Source organism: Novosphingobium sp. MMS21-SN21R, from assembly GCF_031846015.1.
Lineage (GTDB): Bacteria > Pseudomonadota > Alphaproteobacteria > Sphingomonadales > Sphingomonadaceae > Novosphingobium.
Map to the genome: position 1 here is coordinate 2877739 of NZ_JAVRDU010000001.1, position 25383 is coordinate 2903121.

The 25383-nt window shown below is 63.4% G+C and carries 22 protein-coding genes; 9 read left to right on the forward strand and 13 right to left on the reverse strand.

The window, feature by feature from the left end:
• Positions 1–76: 76 nt before the first annotated feature.
• The 6 genes from RM192_RS13830 to RM192_RS13855 form a co-directional block, all read right to left on the reverse strand.
• Positions 77–1021: a Gfo/Idh/MocA family oxidoreductase gene (locus tag RM192_RS13830; protein WP_311508135.1), complete on the reverse strand. Its 945-nt coding sequence runs from the start codon at positions 1019–1021 to the stop codon at positions 77–79.
• On the reverse strand, positions 1018–1860 hold the full coding sequence (locus RM192_RS13835; RefSeq protein ID WP_311508136.1) for a class III extradiol dioxygenase subunit beta: 843 nt from the start codon (positions 1858–1860) through the stop codon (positions 1018–1020). Before RM192_RS13835 ends, RM192_RS13830 begins: the two co-directional genes overlap by 4 nt.
• Position 1861: 1 nt before the next feature.
• Positions 1862–2281 carry a protocatechuate 4,5-dioxygenase subunit alpha gene (gene ligA, locus RM192_RS13840; RefSeq protein ID WP_311508137.1) on the reverse strand — a complete coding sequence of 140 codons (420 nt, stop codon included), beginning with the start codon at positions 2279–2281 and terminating at the stop codon, positions 1862–1864.
• Entirely contained in the window at positions 2278–3303 is a 1026-nt protein-coding gene (locus RM192_RS13845) for an amidohydrolase family protein (RefSeq protein WP_311508138.1), read from the reverse strand. Before RM192_RS13845 ends, ligA begins: the two co-directional genes overlap by 4 nt.
• Positions 3303–4121 (reverse strand): DUF1932 domain-containing protein, encoded by an 819-nt coding sequence (locus tag RM192_RS13850; protein WP_311508139.1) that lies wholly within the window; start codon positions 4119–4121, stop codon positions 3303–3305. The genes RM192_RS13845 and RM192_RS13850 overlap by 1 nt, the downstream gene beginning before the upstream one ends.
• Before the next feature lie 63 nt (positions 4122–4184).
• A complete protein-coding gene (locus tag RM192_RS13855; RefSeq protein ID WP_311508140.1) occupies positions 4185–5339 on the reverse strand; it encodes a LysR family transcriptional regulator in 1155 nt (384 codons plus the stop codon).
• A 105-nt stretch (positions 5340–5444) separates the two neighbouring features.
• On the opposite strand from RM192_RS13855, the gene ligK reads away from it, so the two are divergent.
• The 3 genes from ligK to RM192_RS13870 all read left to right on the forward strand — a co-directional run bounded on the left by ligK (position 5445) and on the right by RM192_RS13870 (position 8267).
• On the forward strand, positions 5445–6119 hold the full coding sequence (ligK, locus tag RM192_RS13860) for a 4-carboxy-4-hydroxy-2-oxoadipate aldolase/oxaloacetate decarboxylase (protein WP_311508141.1): 675 nt from the start codon (positions 5445–5447) through the stop codon (positions 6117–6119).
• Between the two features lie 96 nt (positions 6120–6215).
• Positions 6216–7277 (forward strand): 4-oxalomesaconate tautomerase, encoded by a 1062-nt coding sequence (locus tag RM192_RS13865; RefSeq protein ID WP_311508142.1) that lies wholly within the window; start codon positions 6216–6218, stop codon positions 7275–7277.
• A gap of 105 nt (positions 7278–7382) precedes the next feature.
• Positions 7383–8267 carry an amidohydrolase family protein gene (locus RM192_RS13870; protein WP_311508143.1) on the forward strand — a complete coding sequence of 295 codons (885 nt, stop codon included), beginning with the start codon at positions 7383–7385 and terminating at the stop codon, positions 8265–8267.
• Here RM192_RS13870 and RM192_RS13875 read toward each other — a convergent pair.
• Positions 8252–8839, reverse strand: coding sequence for an alpha-ketoglutarate-dependent dioxygenase AlkB (locus RM192_RS13875; protein ID WP_311508144.1), 588 nt, complete (start codon positions 8837–8839; stop codon positions 8252–8254). The two genes, RM192_RS13870 and RM192_RS13875, sit on opposite strands and share 16 nt — an antisense overlap.
• Positions 8840–8857: 18 nt before the next feature.
• Between RM192_RS13875 and RM192_RS13880 the strand changes: the two genes are divergently transcribed.
• From RM192_RS13880 to RM192_RS13890, 3 genes are all read left to right on the forward strand, one after another.
• Positions 8858–9274: a secondary thiamine-phosphate synthase enzyme YjbQ gene (locus RM192_RS13880; protein ID WP_311508145.1), complete on the forward strand. Its 417-nt coding sequence runs from the start codon at positions 8858–8860 to the stop codon at positions 9272–9274.
• Between the two features lie 186 nt (positions 9275–9460).
• The gene (locus tag RM192_RS13885; RefSeq protein WP_311508146.1) at positions 9461–11371 is read left to right on the forward strand and encodes a methyl-accepting chemotaxis protein; all 1911 of its coding nucleotides are present in this window, start codon (positions 9461–9463) and stop codon (positions 11369–11371) included.
• A 62-nt stretch (positions 11372–11433) separates the two neighbouring features.
• Positions 11434–11778: a TonB family protein gene (locus RM192_RS13890; RefSeq protein ID WP_311508148.1), complete on the forward strand. Its 345-nt coding sequence runs from the start codon at positions 11434–11436 to the stop codon at positions 11776–11778.
• 82 nt (positions 11779–11860) lie between these two features.
• Here RM192_RS13890 and RM192_RS13895 read toward each other — a convergent pair whose 3' ends face one another.
• From RM192_RS13895 to RM192_RS13905, 3 genes are all read right to left on the reverse strand, one after another.
• Positions 11861–13129, reverse strand: a complete 1269-nt coding sequence (locus tag RM192_RS13895; protein ID WP_311508149.1) for an amidohydrolase family protein — start codon at positions 13127–13129, stop codon at positions 11861–11863.
• A gap of 94 nt (positions 13130–13223) precedes the next feature.
• Entirely contained in the window at positions 13224–15803 is a 2580-nt protein-coding gene (gene clpB / locus RM192_RS13900; protein ID WP_311508150.1) for an ATP-dependent chaperone ClpB, read from the reverse strand.
• A 209-nt stretch (positions 15804–16012) separates the two neighbouring features.
• Positions 16013–17647 (reverse strand): M28 family metallopeptidase, encoded by a 1635-nt coding sequence (locus RM192_RS13905; RefSeq protein WP_311508151.1) that lies wholly within the window; start codon positions 17645–17647, stop codon positions 16013–16015.
• A gap of 205 nt (positions 17648–17852) precedes the next feature.
• On the opposite strand from RM192_RS13905, the gene RM192_RS13910 reads away from it, so the two are divergent.
• Both RM192_RS13910 and RM192_RS13915 read left to right on the forward strand, forming a co-directional pair.
• Entirely contained in the window at positions 17853–20708 is a 2856-nt protein-coding gene (locus tag RM192_RS13910; protein ID WP_311508152.1) for a pitrilysin family protein, read from the forward strand.
• A 68-nt stretch (positions 20709–20776) separates the two neighbouring features.
• Positions 20777–21073, forward strand: coding sequence for a hypothetical protein (locus tag RM192_RS13915; RefSeq protein WP_311508153.1), 297 nt, complete (start codon positions 20777–20779; stop codon positions 21071–21073).
• A gap of 34 nt (positions 21074–21107) precedes the next feature.
• Here RM192_RS13915 and RM192_RS13920 read toward each other — a convergent pair whose 3' ends face one another.
• Positions 21108–21629: a hypothetical protein gene (locus tag RM192_RS13920; protein WP_311508154.1), complete on the reverse strand. Its 522-nt coding sequence runs from the start codon at positions 21627–21629 to the stop codon at positions 21108–21110.
• 245 nt (positions 21630–21874) lie between these two features.
• Here RM192_RS13920 and RM192_RS13925 point away from each other — a divergent pair, with 245 nt between their 5' ends.
• Complete coding sequence (locus RM192_RS13925; protein WP_311508155.1) at positions 21875–22666, forward strand: hypothetical protein; 792 nt, start codon at positions 21875–21877, stop codon at positions 22664–22666.
• Positions 22667–22707: 41 nt separating this feature from the next.
• Here the strand turns inward: RM192_RS13925 and gatB are convergent, their stop codons facing one another.
• Both gatB and RM192_RS13935 read right to left on the reverse strand, forming a co-directional pair.
• Complete coding sequence (gene gatB, locus RM192_RS13930; protein ID WP_311508156.1) at positions 22708–24207, reverse strand: Asp-tRNA(Asn)/Glu-tRNA(Gln) amidotransferase subunit GatB; 1500 nt, start codon at positions 24205–24207, stop codon at positions 22708–22710.
• Positions 24208–24242: 35 nt separating this feature from the next.
• Positions 24243–25379 carry an acyltransferase gene (locus RM192_RS13935; protein ID WP_311508157.1) on the reverse strand — a complete coding sequence of 379 codons (1137 nt, stop codon included), beginning with the start codon at positions 25377–25379 and terminating at the stop codon, positions 24243–24245.
• Positions 25380–25383 lie beyond the last annotated feature (4 nt).

The window sequence follows — 25383 nt, forward strand, 5'->3', positions numbered from 1 at the left end:
TCCAGCCAGTTGGGATAGGCTGGATGCCCGCCCCCAAACAAGAAAGCCCGCCATCACTGGCGGGCCTTCCGATCAATCAACCAGCAGCAAGCTGCTTCTCCAGTTCGCCGAGCACGCGGTAGCAGTCGAGCACTTGCGCGACCGAGCTGTTGGGTTCGCGGCCTTCGCGGATCGCGGCGATGAACTCGCGGTCCTGCAGTTCGATGCCGTTCATGCTGACATCGACCTTCGAGACGTCGATCGGCTCTTCCTTGCCATTTACCAGATCGTCGTAGCGGGCGATGTAGGTCGCGGTGTCGCCGATGTAGCGGAAGAAGGTGCCGAGCGGGCCATCATTGTTGAACGAGAGCGACAGGGTACAGATCGCGCCGCTTTCGCTCTTGAGCTGGATCGACATGTCCATCGCGATGCCGAGTTCGGGGTGGATCGGGCCTTCGACCGCATTGGCCTTGACGATCTTGCCCGCCTGATAGGCGAACAGATCGACCGTGTGCGCGGCGTGGTGCCACAGCAGGTGATCGGTCCATGACCGCGCTTCGCCCTTGGCGTTCATGTTCTTGCGGCGGAAGAAGTAGGTCTGCACATCCATCTGCTGGATGTTGAATTCGCCGCCCACGATCTTGTTATGCACGTACTGGTGCGAAGGATTGAAGCGGCGAGTGTGGCCGACCATGCAGACCTTGCCGGTCTCGCGTTGAACGCGCAGCACTTCTTCCGAATCCGCCCAGCTGTCTGCCAGCGGAATCTCGACCTGAACGTGCTTGCCCGCCTTCATGCAGGCGATGGCCTGCGCGGCGTGCATTTGCGTGGGCGTGCACAGGATCACGGCGTCGACATCATCGCGCGCCAGGGCCTCTTCCAGCTCGGTGCCGGAATGCTTGGCGCCGTACTTTTCGGCCACGGCAGCGGCCTGATCTGCACGACGACTGATGATCGAGGTGATCTCGACGCCATCGATCTTCTTCAGTCCGTCGAGATGCTTTTCGCCGAACGCGCCGGCGCCTGCGAGGGCGATTCTCATGCTTCTGGCTCCAGAACGATGTGGCCGATGGCCGTGTTGCTGCAAGGGATATGGTAGTGGCGGTGCAAGGTTTTCACCTTCTGGCCCAGCGCGCCGCGCATGATCAGCCACATCACCATTTCGATGCCTTCGGAGCCGGTTTCGCGCAAATATTCGATATGCGGGATGAAGCGAACGGCGTCATCATCGGCCTCGAGCATGTCGAGGAACTTGTTGTCCCACTCGCGGTTGAGCAGGCCAGCCCGCGGCCCCTGAAGCTGGTGGCTCATGCCGCCGGTGCCCCAGATCTGCACATTGAGGTCTTCCGGGAAGCTTTCGACCGCGCGGGCAATCGCCTCGCCCAGCGCCCAGCAGCGGTTGCCCGACGGGACCGGGTAGGTGACGACGTTGACTGCGAGCGGCACGACCTTGACCGGCCACTTTTCCGGCTGGCCGAACATCATCGAGAGCGGCACGGTGAGGCCGTGATCGACGTCCATCTCGTTGATGATGGTCATGTCGAAATCGTCGAGGATCAGGCTCTGCGCGATATGCCAGGCAAGGTCTGCATGACCTTCGACGTCGGGCACAGGGCGCGGCCCCCAGCCTTCGTCGGCCGACTTGTAGCTTTCGCCGCAGCCGATCGCGAACGTGGGGATGATGTTGGCGTCAAACGCCGAGGCGTGATCATTGTAGACGAGGATGACGACGTCGGGTTTGGTTTCAGCTTCCCACTGCTTCGTCCAGTCGTAACCTGCGAAAATCGGGCCGAAATAGTCGTCGCGGGTCTTGCCCTGATCGACGGCGACGCCAAGCAGCGGAACGTGGCTGGAGCCAACGCCTGCGGTAATGCGGGCCATGTCAGTAGCCTCCCTTGATGGATCGATTGCCAATGGCCGAACGCCCGCCATCCATCATCATCTGACGGTATTCGGGCCAGGTCATGTCGGTCATCGTGCTGACCGCTTCGGCGAAGGGCAGACCGTCGGACGAGAATAGCTTGGACAGGAAATAGACGTTGCCGCCAAGATCGAGCAGCTTGTTGTAATCGCGAGCAAGCAGGGCCTGCTTGGCGTCATCCGAGATTTTCCACTCGTCGAGATAGGCGCGCTCATTCGCCTTGAAGCGGTCGCGGTTCTCGGCCTTCATCAGGCTCATTGCGAACTGGTTGATCCAGTACCCCTTGCGGGCGCGGGCGGCAGTGTAGATCCGCGTGCCGGGAATATCGTCCAGTTCGGCGAGGTATTCGTGGATGTTCTGCTTGGGCGTTGCTTCAGTCACAGGCCCCTCTCCTTCAGCTTGGCATCGAGGCGCGGGAACACCCGGCGGGCGTTGCCCTCGAAAATCGCGTGGCGTTCGGCGTCGCTGATGTCGAGCGCATCGACATAGCGCTTGGTGTCGTCAAAATAGAAGCCGGTGGTGGGATCGATCCCGCGCACCGCGCCGACCATTTCCGATCCGAACAGGATATTCTTGTTCTCGATGACATCCGCCAGCAGGTCGACGCCCGGCTGGTGATAGACGCACGTATCGAAATAGACGTTGTTCATCAGGTGGCCCGAAAGATCGGGCTTCTTGAGCATGTCGGCCAGCCCGCGATAGCGCCCCCAGTGATAGGGCACCGCGCCGCCGCCGTGCGGGATGATGAAGCGCAACGTCGGGAAGCGGCTGAACAGATCGCCTTCGAGCAATTGCATGAACGCGATAGTGTCGGCCGCGATGTAATACCCGCCGGTGGCGTGCATCGCCGGGTTGCACGAGCCCGAGACGTGGATCATCGCAGGAACGTCGAGTTCCACCATCTTCTCGTAGAACGGGAACCAGTATTCGTGCGTGAGCGGCGGATGGGTGAAGTGTCCGCCGCCCGGATCGGGGTTGAGGTTGCAGCCGATGAAGCCCAACTCGTTCACACAGCGCTCAAGTTCGGCAATCGAACTGGTCATGTCCGCTTCAGGCGACTGCGGCAACATGCATACGCCAGCGAAAATATCGGGATAAAGGCCGACGACGCGGGCGATCAGGTCGTTGCAGACTTGCGCCCACTTTACCGCAACCGACTGGTCACCGACATGCGGGGCCATGGCCGAGGCGCGGGGCGAGAAGATCGTCATGTCCGCGCCGCGTTCCTTCAGCAGGCGCAGCTGGTTCGATTCAATCGTCTCGCGGATTTCGTCATCCGATATGTCGGGATAGGCGGGGCATTCGGTGCCTGCCTTGAACGCGGCCTTCTGCTTTTCGCGCCATTCGTCATGCGCCTTTGGCAGCACGGTGTAATGGCCGTGGCAGTCGATGATCATGGTCATCAGGCTTCAGTCCTCTCTGCGTGGAAGGGTATGGTCTTTCCGGCCTGCTCGCGCTGGCGCTGAACGGTGCCGCTGGTCATCAGCGGTTCGATGCCGAGGCCGATGAGCGTCTTGGCTGACTCTTCCATTTCAGCGGCACGGCGAAGGCCGTGCGTTGTCATCCGCTCGACATTGTATTCCGCGCGGGTGAACCAGCTTTCGCTCTTCTCGCTGGCGTCGAGCGAGGACAGCACCTCATCGACCACATCGGCCTTGGTGGCCGCAAGCATCATTTCAGCCGTCAGCGCCTCGACGCCCTTGACCATGATCGAGCGGATCATCTTGATCGCGCTGGCACGCCCTATTTCGGTCCCGACGATGCGGGTCTTGGTGAAGCCTGCTGCACGGAGCATCGCTTCGGCCTGGGCCGCATCCTTGCCCGAGAGCAGCAGCGGCACGTTCATCCGTGCAGGATTGACAGGGGCGAGCACCGCGACATCGACATAGCGCCCGCCTGCGGCCTCGACGGCACGGGCGGCGGCCCGCTTGGTATCGGGGGCGACCGAGTTCATGTCACACCAGATTGCGCCCGCTTGCAACAACGGGGCATAGTCCTGCGCGACCGGTAGCGCGGAATCGGCGGTGACCAGGCTCAGGACAAGATCGGCATCGGACAGCGCGCAGTCGGCGGTGGCGCAAGCAACGACGCCTGCGCGCTCCATCTCGGCGCGGCGTGCAGGGTTGAGATCATAGGCCAGCGCGGCGGATTCCCAACCGGCAGCAAGGGCAAAGGTAGACCCGGCCTCTCCGAAGCCGATCAGGGCAATTGTGCTCTCCATGGCGCGATGTCCTGCGTTGCGCGCGGCAAGCCCACAAATGCAAACATCGCCTGCCCCATAAATTTATGCAAAGCCTTCCTGCGCCACCTGCCGCAGCAACGCGGTGAACGCCGCCTGCGGTGCAGTGGGCCGCCAGCCCTCGCGCGTGGTGATGCCGATCGTGCGCGCGACTGGCACTGGAGTTGGTTTCGTGGCGAGAACACCTGCCTGAAGTTCGACCGCGAGTTGGGCGGGCGACAGGAGGGTTAGCGCGTCTGAGCCCAGCAGGAGTTGGCGCACGGTGAGGACCGATCCGCATTCGATGGAGACGTGGGGCGGTTCAGCGCCCGTGGTGCGCATCATGTCCTCCCAGTAGTGGCGCAAGGGGGTGTCGCGCGCGGGGAGTATCCACGGGTAGCAGGCGAGCGCTTCTCCGCCAGCCTCGGCCATTGCCAGCAGCGGATGGCCTGCGCGCATGACCAGCGCGGGCTGATCCTCGAACACCGCCTCCTGATGCAGATCATCGAGCGCGGCGGCTTCGCGCAGCGCGCCAAGCATCATGTCCACTTCGCCATCGCGCAAAGGGCCGGACAGTTCGGAATGACTGCCTTCAACCACGGCGACATCGACGCCGGGGTACGCATTGGCGAAGCGCAAGATAGTTTCGGGGAGCCAGCGGGCGCGGCTGAGCGGCATCGCGCCGACAACGATCCGGCCGGCCGCCTTGCCTTGCCAAGCGGCGACCTCAGCGAGGCCCGAGCGCAGTTCTGCCATGGCGAGGCCGAAGCCGCGCGCGCGGCGCTCTCCGGCGGGGGTGAGCATGACGGAACGGCCCCGCCGGTCCACCAACCGCTGACCAAGCGCCACCGACAGATCGGCGACGGCGCGGTGCAGCGAGGCGGACGACAGGCCGGTTGCTTCTGCCGCCACGGCATAGCTTCCGGCGCGGGCCAGCGCCAGAAAGGCGCGCACCTGTGTGCCGGTGACGCGCGGGCTGCCGACGTGCCCAATCGCGGCTTCTGCGCGGGGGGAGAGCAGCAGTGAGGGCTCCGTTGGGCTCATACCCGATGACCCCCGGATAAACAGGGTGCACCCCAGGTGTTCCTCCAGTCTTGAGATGGCCTGGGTCAGGGCTGGCTGGGTGAGGTTGACCGCACGCGCCGCCCGCGTGACGCTGCCATGGCGCACCGTGGCGGCAAAGGCGGCAATGTGACGGATATTGACCGCAGCTTCAGTCATGCAATCTCGCTTAGCATTTCCTTATGGTGATGCGCAAACATTGCATTGGTGACCCGCGCGCGGCGGTCGCATGGACACAGGCCAGCAATTCCAAGGGAGCCAGGTATGTCGGGTATCGTCGTCCAGAACATCGAACGTGCCGAACAGCATGTGATCGACGGGCTTGCCGCTTGCGGCGTTGCCACCGTGCATGAAGCCCAGGACCGCACCGGATTGATGGCAAGCTATATGCGCCCGATCTATCGGGGCGCGCGCATTGCGGGCAGCGCGGTGACGATCAGCGCGGCGCCGGGCGACAACTGGATGGTGCACGTGGCGATCGAGCAGTTGAAGCCGAGCGACATTCTGGTGCTGGCGCCGACTTCCCCTTGCGAGGACGGCTACTTCGGCGATCTTCTGGCAACGTCTGCGCAGGCGCGCGAGTGCCGCGGGCTGGTGATCGACGCAGGCGTGCGCGACGTGCGTGACCTGACCGAGATGGAGTTCCCGGTGTGGTCCAAGGCGATCTACGCACAGGGCACGGTCAAGAACACGCTGGGCAGCGTCAACGTGCCGATCGTTTGCGCCAATGCGCTGGTCAATCCGGGCGACGTGATCGTGGCTGACGACGACGGCGTCTGCGTGGTGCCGCGCGAAAAGGCCGCCGACGTGCTGAAGGCCGCGCAGGCGCGCGAAGCCAACGAGGGCGAGAAGCGCGAGAAGCTGGCTTCAGGCGTGCTAGGCCTCGACATGTACAAGATGCGCGAGCGGCTGGAGAAGGAAGGCCTGAAGTATGTGTGAGGGGCGAGGTGGATTCCCTTCCCCGTTCGCGTCGAGCGTAGTCGAGACGCCGCGCGATATGTGTCTCGACTGCGCTCGACACGAACGGAACTTGGTATGACCTCCGGCTTTTCCGCGCGCTGCATGTGGATGCGGGGCGGCACGTCGAAGGGTGGCTACTTCCTCAAGGATGACCTGCCTGCCGACGCCCTGGCGCGCGATGCCTTTCTGCTGGGGATGATGGGCAGCCCCGATCCTGTCCAGATCGACGGCATGGGCGGCGCAGACCCGCTGACCAGCAAAGTTGCAGTGGTGTCCAAGTCCTCGCGGGAAGGCATCGACGTCGATTACCTGTTCCTGCAGGTGTTCGTCGATCAGGCGATTGTGACCGACGCGCAGAACTGCGGAAACATTCTTGCGGGCGTGGGCCCGTTCGCGATCGAGCGCGGGCTGGTCGCGGCAACGGGCGATGAGACGCGCGTGGCGATCTTCATGGAGAACACCGGCCAGGTTGCCGTGGCCACCGTGGCGACGCCGGGCGGCGTGGTGACCTACAAGGGCGATGCCGCGATTGATGGTGTGCCGGGCCGCCACGCGCCGGTGCCGCTTGAGTTCCGCGATACCGCCGGGTCTTCCTGCGGGGCGCTGCTGCCGACCGGGAACGCGGTGGACGTGGTCAACGGCGTGGCCGTGACGCTTGTCGACAACGGTATGCCTTGCGTGGTGATGAAGGCCGAAGACCTCGGCATCACAGGCTATGAGGACCGCGACTGGCTCGACAATGCGACCGATCTGAAAGCAAAGATCGAAGCCATTCGCCTGATTGTCGGACCGATGATGAATCTGGGCGATGTTGCGGCCAAGTCCGTGCCCAAGATGATGCTCGTCGCTCCGCCCAAGCACGGCGGCGCGGTGACGGTGCGCAGCTTCATCCCCCACCGCGCGCACGCCACCATCGGCGTTCTGGGTGCAGTGAGCGTGGCAACGGCGTGTCTGATCGAGGGATCGCCTGCCGCGGCAGTTGCCCAAATTCCCGACGGTTCGCGCAAGTTGCTTTCGGTCGAGCATCCGACCGGGGAAATGAGCTGCGTGCTGGAAGTGGATGAAGCTGGCGAAGTGCGCACAGCAGCCTTGCTGCGAACCGCGCGCAAACTGATGGACGGGGTCGTGTTCGGCTGAGGTCGCGCGCGTGCTTCGACAGACCCAGCATGCGCGGGTCTGGAATATTTGCAAAACGTCCGCTCGTCCTGAGTTTGTCAAAGGACGCGCACTGAGGGTGAGACCATGAGCGACCGTATCATCAGCTGGCATTCCAACCCGTCCAAGCCGCGCTACGTGCCGCCCGCAGGCGCGGTCGATGCGCATTGCCATGTGTTCGGGCCGATGGCGCAGTTCCCTTTTTCGGCCAAGGCGAAGTACCTGCCGCAGGACGCTGGCCCCGACATGCTGTTCGCGTTGCGCGATCATCTCGGCTTCGACAGGAACGTGATCGTGCAGGCGAGCTGCCACGGCACCGACAACGCCGCGACGCTGGATGCCATCGCCAGGTCCAATGGCAAGGCGCGCGGCGTGGCCGTGGTCGATCCGGCGATTTCGGAAGCTGAGTTGCACGCGCTGCATGACGGCGGCATTCGCGGCATTCGCTTCAATTTCTTGAAGCGGCTGGTGGACAACGCACCCAAGGACAAGTTCCTCGAAGTCGCCCAGCGCCTGCCCAAGGGCTGGCATGTGGTGATCTACTTCGAGGCCGACATCCTTGAGGAACTGCGCCCGTTCATGGACGCGATCCCGGTGCCACTGGTGATCGACCACATGGGCCGCCCGGACGTGCGCCAGGGTCCGGACGGTGCGGACATGAAGGCGTTCCGCAATTTCCTGAACAGCCGCGACGATATCTGGTTCAAGGCGACTTGCCCCGACCGGCTCGACGCGATCAAGGAAGGCGGCGCGGGCGATCCGTGGAATGCCTTTGCCGATGCTGTAGCGCCGCTCGTCGCCGATTATCAGGACCGCGTGCTTTGGGGCACCGACTGGCCGCATCCCAACATGGACACCGAAATTCCCGACGACGGGCATCTGGTGGACATGATCCCGCGCATCGCGCCCACCGAGGAATTGCAGCGCAAGTTGTTGATCGACAACCCGATGAAGCTCTATTGGACCGATTGATCGCGGAAGCTGCGGAAAGTCACTGACCAGCGGCGGTGCTCGACCGGCGTGATCGAATGCTCCCATTCCCACCGCGCCGGACCGTCGAGACTATAGGCGGCGCGGGGGTGCAATGGCTCGGCATGGCGGGCAAACCCGCCGTCAGGCTTGCGCCGCCGCAGACGCAAGGTTTCAGCCGCGCCAAGTGAAAGCCCGAGAATTTTGCCGTATTGCGGCCGATCCTTGTGCCAGCCGATGCCTGCGCCCGGATCGTAACGGATGACGAGCGCTTGCGTGAGGACTTCAGCTGCCAGCCCCGTCCACTGCGCCATGCGGCTGCGAAGCGGCAGGAGCCAGTCCGGAATGGGCGGCGCAGGCAGGACCGCGCCGCGCGCGAAATCGTAGGAACTTCCGAACGAGGCGGTGAGCCGCTTGCCCTCCCAGCCGTGGAACTGGAATGGCTCAAGCGCGCAACCGTCGATCCGGGCTGCAAGTTCGGCTTCCTCTGCGGGGGTGATCATGTCTGCACGAAAGGCCAGCCCTTCCACGGGGCATGGCGCTGTGCCGAACAGGTCTGGCTGAAGAGAGGTCATTCCTGCCATATGGGGAAGATGAGACAAGCTGCCACCGAAATCGTCATCGCCACACCGGGCAAGGGATTGCACGAAATCACGGGCGAGGTTGCCGCATGGGTAGTCGCCCAAGGTATGACCACTGGCCTGCTGACCGTGTTCTGCCGCCATACTTCTGCATCGCTATGCATTCAGGAAAATGCGGCGGCCGAAGTGCGCGGCGACGTGGTGCGCTGGCTTGACCGGATCGCGCCCGAGAATGCCGGCTATGCCCATGACGATGAAGGGCCGGACGACATGCCCGCCCACCTCAAAGCGATCCTGACCGGGGTACATCTTTCGGTTCCGCTGATTGACGGCAAGCTGACCCTAGGCACCTGGCAGGGCATCTACATCTGCGAGCACCGGCGCGCGCCGCACCGGCGGACAATCGCGCTGCACGTTACCGGATATTGATGGCGCGTTAACCATTATCGGCCGCAAGACACCTGCGTTATTGCGGGCTGCACAAACCCGAGCCCCTGACTGCTGGTTAATTTTGCCTGCCCTGCCCTGCGGAGCACTACGGGTAGCCGTTCTTACCTGACGTTCCGCTTCCCCAGATAGGACAGGCAAGCGCCGACCGGCTTTCGGGGAGTAACGATGTTCAAATTCAATATTTCAGCCAAGTTCATTGCCGCTTTCGCGCTGTTGCTGGCGGTGATGGCCGGGATGGGCTTGTTTGCAATTGCCAAGATCGGCGAAGTGAACGCGATTGCGGCCGAGCAGCGCGACCGCTGGATTCCCGCTGCAGCGACATTGGGCGACATTCACGCCTACACATCGCAGTACCGCCTCAAGCAGGACGAGATGTTCTCAGCACCTTCGCCCGAAGCCATGGCGAAGAACGGAAAGCTGATGAAGAACGCACGCGCCGCAATCGACGGCAGCCTGAGCGACTTCGAAAATCTCGCCATCACAGCTGAGCAGAAGGCAGCGCTTGGCACCATGCGCGAAAGCTGGGGCGGGTTCGTCAAGCAGGATAGCGAGATGCAGCAACTTGCCCTGGCGGGCAATTCAGCAAGTGCGCAAGCCATCCACGACGGCGAAGGTCTCGACACATTCTATGCGCTGGAAGACACGGTTCTGGCGGCGATCGAGGTCAACAAGAAGGCGTCTGATGCCGTCGCGGCGCAAAGCGATGCGATCTACGCTTCCGCCCGAAACTTCACGCTCGCCGCCATTGGAATCGGCGTAGTTGCAGCCCTTGGCCTGCTAGCGTTCCTGATGCGCAACATTGCTGCGCCGCTGGTCCGCATGTCGGAATCTGTGGCGCGGCTGATCAGCGGCGACCACTCGGTTACCGTGCCCGGCCTCGGCCGCACCGATGAACTTGGCCATCTGGCACGGGCGCTCGACCAGTTCCGCGACGTGTTCGCATCCGACCATGCCCGCGCAGAGGCCGAGAAGGCGCGTGCCCGCGAAACGCAGGTGACGATCGACGCCATTGGCGAGGGCCTGACCGCGCTGGCCGAAGGCAACCTGACCCACCGTGTTTCCGAGAATGGCAGCGGCGCACTGGCAAAACTGCACGTCGATTACAACGCTGCCGTGGCAGAGCTGGAGCGCGTGCTGGCCAAGATTGCCGACGGTTGCAACACGATCAAGCTGGGCACCGACGAAATCGCCAGCGCCGCGACCGACCTGTCGCTGCGCACCGAACAGCAGGCTAACTCGCTCGCCGAGACATCGCGCACGCTCAACGAGTTCACCACCTCGGTCAAGACGACTGCAGAGAATGCCAAGCAGACCAGTTCACGGCTCGCCGTGGCGCGCAACACCGCCGAAAGCGTGGGCAATACTGCCGATCGCGCCGTGGCCGCAATGCGCAGCATCGAGAGCAGTTCGCGCGAGATGGCCGATATCGTCAACGTGATCGACGGGATTGCCTTCCAGACCAATCTGCTGGCGCTTAACGCAGGCGTCGAGGCGGCACGGGCCGGCGATGCAGGCAAGGGCTTTGCCGTGGTCGCCACCGAAGTGCGCGCACTGGCGCAGCGGTCGTCCGATGCCGCCAAGTCTATCCGCGAACTGATCGGCAAGAGCACCGACGAGGTGAGCGGCGGCGTGACGCTGGTGGAATCGAGCGGCGATGCCTTGCGTCAGATCGTCACTGAAGTGAGCGCGGTGTCGGCGCTTGTCGAAGAGATCGCCGAAGCGGCGGGCCAGCAGGCTGCGGGCATTGCCGACATCTCGACGATGGTCGGATCGATGGACGCGTTCACCCAGCAGAACGCAGCGATGGTCGAGGAAAGTTCTGCCGGAACGCGCAATCTGGCGACCGAGACGGTGTCGCTCGTCGACCAGCTCGGCCGGTTCCGGCTTGGTGCGCTGGTGCATCAGCTTCCGCGCGAGGTGTCGGCGCTGCGCCAGCCCGAGCGGTTCGTGGACGCTCCGCCAGCCGCTGTCGTGGCTGCCGCCTCCCCGAAATCCACTCCGCTGACAGCCCGGCCCATGCCGAGCAGCGGCAATACCGCGCTCAAAATCGATCAGGACGACTGGTCCGAGTTTTGAACCCTTTATTCAAGTTGCCCCCCGGACCTCATACCATCACCAAGCCGCAAGGATATGAAATCATGAAACTTATCGCAAAGTTCGTTGTTACCGTCACCGCCCTCTCGATGACGGCCACCGCCGCCTTTGCGCAGGCAGCAGACTGGCAGCGCCAAGTCGCACGGATCATTGCATCCAAGCAGACCTACCCGCGCGCGGCGCAGATGCGCGGCGAGGAAGGCACTGCGCGGGTCAAGGTCTATGTGGGCGCGGGCGGCTCGATCGAGCGCACTGAACTGGTTGCGCCGTCGGGATCGAGCACGCTCGACAAGGAAGCCTTGGCCATGCCGACGCGGGCAGGCGCTGTCCCGCCGCCTCCCGGAGGTGCCACCGCCATCGTCGTGCCGGTGACATGGAAACTTCTCTGACCTGAACTACCCCCCGCCGGTCTCTCCCTTGCCGGCGACACGAATGGGGCGGTGCCTTAGCAGGGACCGCCCCCTTTTTGTGTCAGCGGACGAGTTCGCCGCCCTTCATCACGTGGGCCACGGTTTCGAGCGCCGTGATGTCGGCCAGTGGATCGCCGCTCACCGCAATCATATCGGCGTAATGGCCGGGCGAGAGCGCGCCGACGTCCCTGCTCTTGCCCAGCAGTTCGGCGCTGACCGTGGTGGCGGACTGGATCGCCTGCATCGGCGTCATGCCGTAGCGGACCATGTATTTGAATTGGCGGGCGTTGAGTCCGTGCGGGAATACGCCGGCATCGGTGCCATAGCTGAGGCGGACGCCTGCCTTGACCGCCTTGCGGAAGCCCTGGCGCTGGGCTTCGGTCGTCTCGTCGTTCTTGCGCAGCATGTCGGCGGGCCAGCCGTCGCGCTTGCCGACCTCGGCAATGAAGTCTCCGTTGTAGACGTCCATGTCGAGCCAGACGCCCTTGGCTTTGGCGAGCGCAATGCCTTCATCGTCGATCAGGCTGGCGTGTTCGATGGCGCGGACGCCTGCCCCCATCGCCTGTTTGATCCCTGCGGCACCGTGCGCATGGGCGGTGACCCATGAACCGCGCTGGCGGGCGACATCGACAGCGGCCTTGATCATCTCGGGCGTCAGTTCGATCTGGCCGGGTTCGGTGCCTTGGGCAAGCACCGCGCCGGTGGCGATCAGCTTGATCGAATCCGCGCCGTTCTGGAACAGGGCGTTCACCTTGCGGGTGGTGTCCTCGGCATTGGTGACGACACCTGCGCGCATGTCGGCAGGCACGGTGACGTCGGGCGCAAAGCCGGTGACCTCGCCGCCGCCTCCGGGGATGGTGACATAGGCGCCGACTGCGCTCACACGTGGGCCGACCACATCACCGCGCTCGATCGCGTTGCGCAATTCGACATCGGCATAAGCGCGGAACGAGCCGACGTCGTGGACGGTGGTGAAGCCCGCCATCAGCGTTTTGCGGGCGTTGCGCGCGCCGATGTAGGCGATTTCCATTGCCGAATGGAGCAGTGGTTCGGCCACGTTGTTCGACTGTTCGACATCGGCCAGATGAACGTGGCAATCGATCAGGCCGGGCAGGACGGTGTAGGCCGACCAGTCAACGACCTTCGCGCCTTGGGGCAGCGGCCCATCGGGCGTGACCGCCGCGACGCGGCCATTCTCGACATGCAAGACCTGTGCGGTGAGGACGCGGGCGCTCTCCGGGTCGATCAGCCGCCCGGCGCGGACGTAGATCGTCTCGGCCTGAGCGGCGGTGGGGACAAGGGCGAGGACAGGGAGCAGGTTGCGCAGCATGTGCACAGTCTAGCGCGGCAGGTTCGCGGGGATAGCTGGTTTTTGCGTTCGGGTTCCCGCCCCTTCCCCAAGGGAAGAGGCGGGATCGAAGGCATCAGCTGACCGCGAACGACAGCGCGCCATCGCCCTCGTCGATGGTGACCGTGCTGCCATCGGGGATTTCACCCGCCAGCAACCGCTCGGCAAGTGGGTCCTGCAGGTGGCGCTGGACCGCGCGTTTGAGCGGCCTTGCGCCGTAGACCGGATCGTAGCCCACCCGGCCGAGCCAGCGCTTGGCGGCATCGGTGAGGTCGAGCACGATCTTGCGGTCCTTGAGCAGCTTCTGCACGCGGCCGACCTGGATTTCCACGATCGGGGCCATGTGTTCGTGGCCCAGACGGTGGAACAGGATGATCTCATCCAGCCGGTTGAGGAATTCGGGGCGGAAATGGCCGCGTACGATGTCCATGACCTGCGGTTCGACGCTGGCAACGTCCTGTCCCTCTTCCAGATTGGCGAGGTACTGGCTGCCGAGGTTGCTGGTCAGGATGATCAGCGTGTTGGTGAAATCGACCACGCGGCCCTGCCCATCGGTCAGGCGGCCATCGTCGAGGACCTGCAGCAGCACGTTGAACACGTCCGAATGCGCTTTCTCGACCTCGTCGAACAGGACGACCTGATAGGGTCGCCTGCGAACCGCTTCGGTGAGAACTCCACCTTCATCATAACCAACATAGCCCGGAGGTGCACCGATCAACCGGCTGACCGAGTGCTTTTCCATGAACTCGGACATGTCGATACGGACCATCGCGCTGTCATCGTCGAACAGGAAACCCGCCAGAGCCTTGGTCAGTTCAGTCTTTCCCACGCCCGTGGGGCCGAGGAACAGGAAGCTGCCCAAGGGACGGTTCGGGTCCTGAAGACCGGCGCGGGCGCGGCGCACGGCCTTGGACACGGCGAGGACCGCGTCCTTCTGGCCGATCACGCGCTCGCCGATCACATGCTCCATCTTGAGCAGCTTCTCGCGCTCGCCTTCCATCATCCGGTCGACCGGCACGCCGGTCCACTTGCTGACGACGGAGGCGATGTCCTCGGCGGTCACTTCCTCGCGCAGCATGGCGTTCTGGCTGACGCCTTCGGCTTCGGCCAGCTGCTTTTCCAGCTCGGGAATGCGCCCGTAGGCAAGCTCGCCCGCCTTGCCGAGATCGCCATTGCGCTGCGCCACATCGAGTTCGCTGCGGGCAGCATCAAGCGCTTCCTTGATCTTGCCTTCGGCGGCGATCTTGTCACGCTCGTTCTGCCAGCGGGTGGTCAGTTCGGACGACTGCTGCTCGAGGTTGGCGAGTTCTTCACGCAGATTATCGAGCCGGTCCTTCGACGCGGCATCGGTTTCCTTGGCGAGCGCCATTTCCTCAATCTTGAGCTGGATGATCTTGCGATCCAGCTTCTCGATTTCCTCGGGCTTGCTTTCCACTTCCATGCGGATGCGGCTGGCGGCCTCGTCCATCAGATCGATGGCCTTGTCGGGCAGGAAGCGGTCAGCGATGTAGCGATTGGACAGAGTGGCCGCCGCCACGATCGCGCCATCGGCGATGCGCACGCCGTGGTGAAGTTCGTACTTGTCCTTGATGCCGCGCAGGATCGAGATCGTGTCTTCCACGGTCGGTTCACCCACGAACACCGGCTGGAAGCGGCGCTGGAGCGCGGGGTCCTTCTCGACATACTTCTGATATTCGTCGAGCGTGGTCGCGCCGATGCAGTGCAGTTCGCCGCGCGCGAGTGCAGGCTTGAGCAGGTTCGAGGCGTCCATCGCGCCCTCGCCCTTGCCCGCCCCGATCAGGGTGTGCATCTCGTCGATGAACAGGATGATCTCGCCCTCGGCGCCCTTGACCTCGTCAAGCACGGCCTTGAGGCGTTCCTCGAACTCGCCGCGATATTTCGCGCCCGCGATCAGGCTGCCCATGTCGAGCGCCATCAACCGGCGGTCCTTGAGACTGTCGGGCACGTCGCCATTGGCAATGCGCAGCGCAAGGCCTTCGGCAATCGCGGTCTTGCCGACGCCGGGTTCGCCGATCAGCGCAGGGTTGTTCTTGGTGCGGCGGGCGAGGATCTGCACGGTGCGGCGGATTTCCTCGTCGCGGCCGATCACCGGATCGAGCTTGCCTTCCCGCGCGGCCTGCGTGAGGTCGCGGGCATATTTCTTCATCGCGTCATAGGCGTTTTCGGCGCTCGCGCTGTCAGCGTTGCGCCCGCCGCGCAGCTCGCTGATCGCAGCTTCGAGCGCCTGCGGGGTGACGTTCGCAGCCTTCAGCGCCTGCCCCGCTGCCGTGGTAGTAGCAAGCGCAAGCGCGACGAGCATGCGCTCGACGGTAACGAAGCTGTCGCCCGACTTGGTGGCAACCTGTTCGGCCTGGTCAAGCACGCGCACGGCATCATTGTCGAGGCCGGGCGTCTGTTGTGCACCCGACCCGGAGACGGCGGCGAGCTTGGCCAGCGCCTTGTCGACTTCGGCCTGCGCGATGGCGGGATTGCCGCCCGCGCGCTGGATCAGCCCGCTGGCCATGCCTTCGGTGTCTTCGAGCAGGGCCTTCAAGATATGGTCGGCAGTGATCCGCTGATGGCTCATGCGGATGGCAACGGTCTGGGCGGCTTGCAAAAAGCCTTTGGCGCGGTCGGTGAATTTCTCGAGATTCATGGGTCGAGTGTCCTCCTGATGCGCACAACATGGTGTGGCTTTTTCGCAACACAAGGGCTGTGCTGACGAAAGTGCTCTAGCATTCGTTGGGGGGTATTGGGTTGATATACAACAATCCGCTCCCCCGCGAAGGCGGGGGCCTCAGCCCTCATCGCGCACTCCTGAGGCCCCCGCCTTCGCGGGGGAGCAGGTTTCAATGACGAAGCTGACTATTTCGCTGGCACAGCCTTCGCCGCAGACGGCGCGAATTCCTTGCCGAAGAAGCTGTTTGCGTACCAGCGCGGGCGTTCGTCGGCGTTGGCGAGCGTTTGCACCGTGTAATAGTTCACTTTGGCGAACAAGGCCCCCGCATCCCAGTTGAACGGCAGTTTCAGATCATCGCTGGGCTGGTGGTAGTGGTCCTTGAGGAAGCCGCGGAACGCCTTCTCGCCCGGTCCTTCGAAGCCGGTCATCATGAACACGGCGGGCACGCCCTGCTGGACGAAGCGGTAGTGATCGGAGCGGGTGAACAGGCCTTCTTCGGGCATCGGATCGGGCGAGAGCTTGATGCCCGCCTTGCGCGCCGCTTCGGCTACGACCGGACCCATCGTGGAATTTTCCGCGCCGAACGCAACGACATCGGAGAACATGTAGGTCAGCACCGGCATGTCGAAGTTGACCACGGCGACCAGATCGCTGTTCGCCACGGGATTACGCGCAAGGTAGTCCGAGCCGATCAGCCCGCCTTCCTCACCGGTCAGCGCGCCGAACAGGACGGAGCGGCGCGGTTTTTCCTTGGCGATGGCCTTGGCCACTTCAAGCATGGTGGCGACGCCCGAGGCATTGTCCATTGCGCCATTGTGGAGGGTATCGTCGCCCTTGCCGTGGATGCCGATGTGATCGAGATGCGCGGTCATGCCGACGAATTCACCGGCCAGCTTGGGATCGCTGCCGGGGAGCATGGCGACGACGTTCTCGCTGACCACGTCCTTCCAGGTGCTGGCGAGCGACAGGCTTGCCTTGCCTGGAAGTGCGAAGCCCTTGGGACGGCCACCCTTCTTGTTGGCTTCGGCAAGAATCTTCGCCAGAGGTTTCTTCGCGGCGGCAAACAGCGGCGCGGCGGCATCGGGATTGAGCGTCACGCCCGCCTTGATGCCGGGGACGCGGCTGAACGCCTTGCCGTCTGCGCCGACCCAGCCCTTGGATGGGCCGTCTGAAATCGCTACGCGCTTGTCCCACGGGCGACGGGCGGTATCTTCGGTGGTAGGCACCGAGATCACGGCAATAGCGCCGCGCTTCATCGCCATGAGCGCCTTGTCGGAATTGAGGTGCGCGCCGAGTTCGCTGGGCGTGCCTTTGGGGAAACCGGTGAGGAGGACGACGACCTTGCCCTTCACGTCGAGGCCTTTGTAATCGTCAAAGCCGAGGTCAGGGCGGTCGAAGCCAAAGCCGGCGAAGACCATGGGCGCATCGACCGCAACCGCCTTGTCGAGCAGGCTGGGGCGGACCAGGACCTGGGCGGTGTCGGTCAGAACGGTGTCCTTGCCTCCGTAGCTCAGCGTGAGCTTTGGCGAGCCATCCAGCCGCGCCTCGCGCACGGTGAACTTCTGGAAGAAGCTGCCATCTGCCGCAGCGGGCTTGAGGCCCATCAGGGTAAACTGGGACGCGACATAATTGGCCGCAATATCGTAGCCGTGCGACCCGGTGTCGCGGCCTTCGAGCAGATCGTCGGCGAGGAACGTCACATGGGCGCGGATGGCTTGTGGATCGAAGGCGGGGTCCTGCGCCAGTGCGGGCGTGGCGGCGGTGGCGAGCAGGGCTGCGATCAGGGCTTGCAGGGTTGGCAGGGCTGACTTGACGTTCATCGGTCTCTCTTCGTCGTTTGTCGAATTGACGGTCGCAGGTCATGTCCACCGGACACGCCCCACTTGCGCGCGCGATGATGGGCACTAGAAAGTTTCTGCACAAACTAAATCTGGCCAGACGTTTCGAGGCTTTCGGGAACGAAACGGTCGCCAACATGTCATCCTTGCAGGCACGCTCAAGTGTCGCTCTATCTTCGGGAACATCATGCAGCGTTTCATTTCCGCCAGCCTGCTTGCCATCGCCGCCGCTCTTCCCGCACAAGTCCATGCACAAGGCACCAAGCCTGCGCCGCTGGCCGATCTCGTTTCCAAGGTGCAGATCCCCTACGAAAGTTTCAAGCTGGACAACGGGTTGACCGTGCTGGTCCACACCGACCGCAAGGCCCCAGTCGTCGCGGTTTCGGTGTGGTACGGTGTCGGATCGAAGAACGAGCCCAAGGGCAAGACCGGGTTCGCCCATCTGTTCGAGCACCTGATGTTCAACGGCACCGAGAACGTTCCGGGCGATTTCTTCCAGCCGCTGCAGCAGGTTGGCGCGACCGACCTCAACGGCACGACATGGTTTGACCGCACCAACTATTACCAGACCGTGCCGACGCCCGCGCTCGACATGACGCTGATGATGGAAAGCGATCGCATGGGGCATCTGCTCGGCGCGGTGACCCAGACCGTACTCGATAACCAGCGCGGCGTGGTGCAGAACGAGAAGCGGCAGGGCGATAACGAACCCTATGCGATGGTCGAATACGAGACGCTCGAGACGCTGTACCCCTCGGGCCATCCCTACCATCACTCCACCATCGGATCGATGGCCGACCTCGATTCGGCCAGCCTTGACGATGTGAAGAATTGGTTCCGGGGCAACTATGCACCCAACAACGCGATCCTCGTTCTGGCAGGCGATATCGATGCGGCGACGGCCAAGGCCAAGGTTGCCAAGTGGTTCGGCGACATTCCATCAGGTCCGGCGGTAAAGCCCGTCACCGCTCCGGTGCCGACCTTGCCCGCACCCGCCGCCAAGACGATCAAGGATCAGGTGGCGACCACGCGCATCTACCGGATGTGGGCGATCCCCGGCCTTGATAATCCCGATTACCTGCCGCTCGATCTTGCGGCCTCCGTGCTTGGCGGGCTTGCATCCTCGCGGCTCGACGATGCGCTGGTGCGCCAGCAGAAGGTGGCCGTCTCGGTCGTGGCGGATGCCTCGATCTTTGCGCAGGCGGGCCAGTTTTCGGTCCATGCCGACGTGACGCCGGGGCAGGATCCGGCCAAGGTGGGTGCAGCGCTCGATGCCGAAATCGCGCGGTTCGTGAAGGACGGTCCGAGCGCCGATGAAATGCTGCGCGCGGCCACATCGGCCACGGCGGGCGAAATTCGCGGGCTGGAGCGGACCGGCGGCGGCAGCGGCAAGGCGCCGACGCTGGCCGAGGGGCTGCTCTACAACGGCGATGCGCAGCACTACCGCACGGAACTTGCGCGCATTGCCGCGATGAAGCCTGCCGAAGTGACCGCCGCGATGCAGAAGTGGCTGTCGCGCCCGGTCTTTGCGCTGACGGTGGAACCGGGCACGCGGACTGAAGGCGGCGAAGCGCGCGGCGGTTTCTTCACGCGCGAGGCAAGCGGGGGCCGTCCTGCCTATTTCCGCGATCCCGATGCACTGGCAAAGGGCGCGCCCGTCTCCAGCGTTGCTGCAGCGGACCGTTCGAAGCTGCCCGCAGTGGGGGAACTGACACCACTCGATTTCCCCACCATCGAGCGTGGCACGCTGAAAAACGGCATTCCGGTGTTCTTCGCCAAGCGGAGCGCTGTGCCGACCGTGTCGGTGCGCGTCAGCTTCGATGCGGGCTACGCCGCCGATCCCAAATCGGCGCTGGGCACACAATCGCTGCTGCTCAGCCTGATGGACGAAGGCACCGAAAAGCTGAGCGGGACCGAACTGGCGCGCGTGCGCGAGCGGCTGGGCGCGAATCTGCGCCTTTCCGCAAATGGTGATACGACCTCGTTCCAGCTCGATGCGCTGACCCCGAACCTCGCGCCGTCTCTCGGGCTGTTGTCCGATGTGGTACTCCACCCCGCGCTCGATCCTGCGGAACTGGAGCGGGTGCGTACGCAGCAGCTTGCCGGCATTGCCGCCGAGCTGAAGAACCCGGCGGCGCTGGCGTCGCGCACGCTCAACCCCGCGCTGTTCGGCAAGGCGTTCCCCTATGCCTTCCCGCCGACCGGTACCGGCGACCCCGCCGTGGTCAAGACGCTGAGCCGCGCCGACCTCGCCGCGTTCCACGCGCGCTGGTTCCGCCCCGATACCGCGAAGATCTTCGTGGTGGGCGATACCACGCTGGATCAGGTGGTGAAGATGCTCGACGGATCGTTCGGCAGCTGGAAAGCCTATCGCATGGCGCGTCCGATGAAGGATTTCTCCGCCGCCATCCCGCCCGCGAAGGCGCGCGTGATCCTGGTGGACCGCCCCGGATCGCCGCAGTCCTACATCATGGGCGGCAAAGTGCTGGACGCCAAGGGCACCGATGATCTGGTGGCGCTGAACACCGCGAACGATGTGCTGGGTGGCAACTTCCTCGGCCGGATCAACATGAACCTGCGCGAGGACAAGGGCTGGAGCTATGGCACCTTTAACGGGGTGACCGAGCCGCTCGACCGCATCAGTTTCCGCGTGATCGCTCCGGTCCAGACCGACCGCACTGGCGAGGCGATTGCCGAAGTGCGCAAGGAAATCGCCGCGTTCACCGGCACGAGCGGCGTGAAGGCCGAGGAACTCGACTGGTCGACCAAGGGCAGCGCGCGCGAACTTCCGGGCATGTTCGAAACCAGCGCCGCCGTGCTCGACGGCATGGCCAAGATCGTGACCTATGGCCGTCCGGACGACTATTACGAGACGCTTTCGGCACGCTACGGAAAGATGACCACGGCAGAGGCGGACAAGGCTTTCCGCGACAAGATCACCGGCGACGGGATTGTCTGGGTCGTGGTGGGCGACGCCGCGAAGGTGAAGCCGCAGCTTTCGGGGCTTGGCCTGCCGGTCGAGGAAGTCGCCGCACCGCAGTAACGCCCGCGCCTTGCTATTGACACTTTTGCAGATAAACTGCCGGTAACGATCAGAATGGGAGACAGGCCATGTCCGTTGCCGGCAGCTATACTTGCATCACCAAGACGCCGATGGGCGACCAGACCAGCACCTTCACCGTCAACCCCGACGGCAACAGCTTCACCGGCAGCAACACTGGCCAGATGGGGTCGATGGAAGTCGAGAACGGCAAGGTCGAAGGCGGCACTCTCACCTGGCAGATGAACATGACCGTGCCGATGCCGATGATGCTCGACTGCAAGGCCACGATCGAAGGCGACACGCTGACGGGCACGGTGACCGCAGGCATGTTCGGGACGTTCCCGATGGAAGGCACGCGGGGGTGAGGTTGGTGGGAGTTTAGTCTTCCACCCACAATTGTCACGCAGCCTTGGCTGCGATCCGGTCAAGCACGGCCTCGACCGCGCGCCGCATGATGGCTTGTGCTGTCAGCCGGTCTGTCGACTGAATTTTCAGCACGATCTGCTCTGCGGTCAGCGCCGCCAGACCATCAATTTTCCATGCGAAGGAAATCTGCACGTCACCGCTGAGCGACTTGGTATCGCCCATGCCGAACATGCCCCACGATTTGGCGCAAAGCTTCACGGCGGCAGCTTTCAGGCGCAGTTCGATTCGGGGCACAGCACCATCACCCAATGACCGCTGTCCGCGCGCGGCGCGGTCATCAAGAACCTGTCTCACCAGCAACGCGAACTGGCCTTCGTCACTCACCAAATCAGCCCCGCGCATCGAGCCTTTGGGCAGGCAAAGCGTGCCTGCGCGGATCGGACCGACGGTTTTGGAGAGGGGGAAATCTACGGAGAAACGGTTAGGGGCTGCACGGACGGGAAGCGCCAGTGAAATGCCGACAACAAGCGCGGACGCTGCGAAAAGATGCCTCATGTCTGGTCGTGGCCTGACATTTCAAGCCAGTTTGCGATTAGCACAGCATCACCCTGATCGAGGTTAATTATCAATCGGCGAGTTTATAGAGTGCGCATTCCTGAAAATGCATTTGGATTGCAGCCAAAACGGCACAACCTGACAATAAGCATTGATTTATTCCTACATTTTCCGAAAAGGGGCACTTAAACTGGGGAGATAAGTTCTTGAAAATATATGCATTCGCGCTCGTTTTGGCGCTTTCGATGGCACAGCCCGCCAGCGCTCAATCGCTCTCCCTTGATGATGTCATCTCCTTGTCCAAGACGGGAATTGGCGACGATGCAATTATTGCCAAGATCCGCAGTTCCGATACCCACATCGACCTGAGCGTGGATCAAATGGTTGATCTCAAGACCAAGGGCGTCAGTGGTCCGGTCATCGCGGCACTTTTAGCGGAAAAGAAGCCTGCGGAAGTGAAGTTGTCGGTCGATTCGCCCGATCCAGCAGTACCGCACCCCGCCGGAGTCTATCTTATGGATAGCGCAGCAAGCAAAATGATGCGGATCGACCCAGTCGTGACCAATCAGGCCAAAACGGGCGGACTCTTGGGCTATGCTTTTACCGCTGGAATTGCATCAATGAGCGTGAAGGCTTCGATCCAGAATCCCACAGCACGAACGCACGCAAGTGAAGCCCGCCCAAGCTTCTACTTTTTCTTCGATGAATCGAATCCATCGGTGACTTCCAATACGGCAGCCTGGGCCTCGGGGACGGCAGCAACTGTGACGTCGCCAAGCGAATTTACGCTTGTGCAACTCATGGCAAAAAAGGACCGCAGGGAGGCCCGCGTCGGCAGTGTGAACATCGCAGGTGCCAAGACAGGCGTAATGGATAAGGACCAGTTGAAGTTTGACTACAAGCTGGTTCGTCCGGGCGTCTATTTGGTGCAACCGATGGCCGATCTTCCAAAGGGAGAATACGGCTTCATGTATTCACTGACAGGCGGCGGCGCAGGCGGCGCTATCACCGCCCGCATTTTCGATTTCTCAATCTGATTTTGAGCGCGGGCGCTCTTTTATCGGACTGCCCGCGCAAATCATCCCAACTTCTTCTTCAGGAGCTCGTTCACCATGCCGGGGTTGGCTTTGCCCTGCATGGCTTTCATCGTCTGGCCGACGAAGAAGCCGAACAGGGCTTCCTTGCCGCCCTTGTACTGTTCGACCTTGTCGGCATTGGCGGCGAGAATTCCGTCGATCACGGATTCGATGGCGCCGGTGTCGGTGTTCTGCTTGAGACCGTCGCGTTCGACGATCAGAGCCGCGCCGTCGCCGGTTTCGAGCATCTTTTCGAGAACCTGCTTGGCGATCGAACCGGAAATCGTGCTGTCGGCGATGAGCGCGAGCAGTTCCGCGCCTGCGGCCGGGCTGATGGGCGAGGTTTCGAGCGTTTTGCCGAGCTTGTTCAGCGCGCCGAACAGTTCGGAGATCAGCCAGTTGGCCGCCTGTTTGGCGAGGTCTGCCTCGGGCTTGCCTGCCTTGGCGGCGGCTTCTGCCAGCAGCAGTTCGAACCAGCGCGCGGTTTCGACGTCGGCTGTCAGGACGTTCGCGTTGTAGGGCGAAAGGCCGAGCGCGGTTTCATAGCGCTGGCGCTTGGCATCGGGCAGCTCGGGCAGGCTGGCGCGACATTCCTCGAGGAAGGCATCGTCGAGCACCAGCGGCAACAGGTCGGGATCGGGGAAGTAGCGGTAATCGTGCGCGTCTTCCTTCGAGCGCATCGAGCGCGTCTCGTTACGGTCAGGATCGTAGAGGCGCGTTTCCTGCACGACCTTGCCGCCATCCTCGATCAGCGCGACCTGGCGCTTGGCCTCCTGCTCGACCACAGCCATCACGAAGCGGACCGAGTTGACGTTCTTGGTTTCGGTGCGGGTGCCGAGTTCACCGCCGGGCTTGCGCACCGAGACGTTGACGTCGGCGCGCATCGAACCCTGATCCATGTTGCCGTCGCACGAACCGACGAAGCGCAGGATCGTGCGCAGCTTCGACAGGTAGGCACCGGCTTCGGCGGGCGAACCCATGTCCGGACGGCTGACGATTTCCATCAGCGCCACGCCCGAGCGGTTCAGGTCGACATAGGACATGGTCGGATGCTGATCGTGCATCAGCTTGCCCGCGTCCTGTTCGACATGGATTCGCTCGACCCCGATGGTCTTCTTCGTGTCGGGGTTCTTGTCGTCGAGCTGGATCTCGATCGCGCCTTCGCCCACGATGGGGTGATAGAGCTGGCTGATCTGGTATCCCTGCGGAAGATCGGCGTAGAAGTAGTTCTTGCGGTCAAACCGCGACCACTTGTTGATCTGGGCATTGATCGCCATGCCGGTGCGCACCGCCTGTCGGATGCATTCGCGGTTGGGCACGGGCAACATGCCGGGCATCGCCGCGTCAACGAGGCTGACCTGCGTGTTCGGCTCTGCCCCGAAGGCCGTCGCCGCGCCGGAAAACAGCTTGGCGTTGGTTGTGATCTGCGCATGGACTTCAAGGCCGATCACGACCTCCCATGCGCCGGTGTCGCCCTGGATACGATATTCGCTCATGGTCATGCCCGATAAGGTGTGAGGGGAGGCTTGGAAAGGGGTCAGTTGCCCGCATTCGGCAGTTGTTGGCCGAAGGTGCGGCGCGACCACGCGCGGGCGGGCTGCTCGATCAGCTTTGCGAAGGGAATGGCGATGACGAGGCACAGCGCCATGATCGCCAGCTTGGCGATGTCGGCCTGCCAGCCGGGGCCGATGAGCACGTCCTCGCCGCCGATGGTGGCCTGCGCAATGGTGAGACCGAGGCGGTCCTGAACGAGCGCGAGGATGTCGAAGCTGCGGCCGATCACGAAGATGTGCACCATGTAGAGCGCGTAGGAAATCGTGCCGAGCCACTGGAAAGGTGCGAACATGAGCGCGCGCGATACGAGGCCGCGCTGCACGGCGGCGAGCGCGACCAGCGCGGCGGCGGCGAGGTCGAACGCGGCCAGATTGCCGCTTGCGGACAACACCCACGCGAGCGTGGCCAGAGCCGCGAGTTCGAGCGCGGTGGCGGCGTGCAGGTTCAGGCGCGGGCGCGACTGGCCCAGGGCGCGGTGGACAAGGACGCCGAGGCCGAACCCGGCCACGCCCCGCGCGATGTTGGAAGCGAGGCCGTCGAAGCCAGGGCCGAAGCCTGCGAAAGCCAGCAGCGCCAGCGCTGCGCCGAGCCATGCGCCCCACGCCCGGTCACCCAGCAAACGCCAGCCGAGCGCGGCGAGGACATAGAGCAGCATCTCGACCGAGATCGACCAGCTCGGGTGGTTCCATGTGGGGCCACGCGAGGGGACGATCCCCTGCAGCAGCAGGACAGCAAGCGGCAGATCGGCAGGATCGTTGGCCCCCGCCATCAGTCCATGGGTGCGCAGATCGGGCCGCGCGAGGCCGAGCGCGAGCATCGCGACCGCAAGGACCACCAGCATCGTGGCGTGAAGCGGCCAGACTCTGCCCCACCGTAGCCAGAGGAACCGCGATATGGAGAAGCCGGAGCTGAGTTTCGCGCCGTAGGACGCCGCGATCACGAAGCCCGACAGGACGAAGAACAGATCGACCATCCGGCCGAAATTGGCGTCGAACCCTGCCGCGGATAAGCCTGCATTGGCGGGGATGTGGTGAAACACCACGCCCAGCGCCGCCAGCCCGCGCAAGGCATCAAGGACGGGATAACGAAGGCCGGCGCCCTCGCCTCTCCCGTCCTGCATAGAG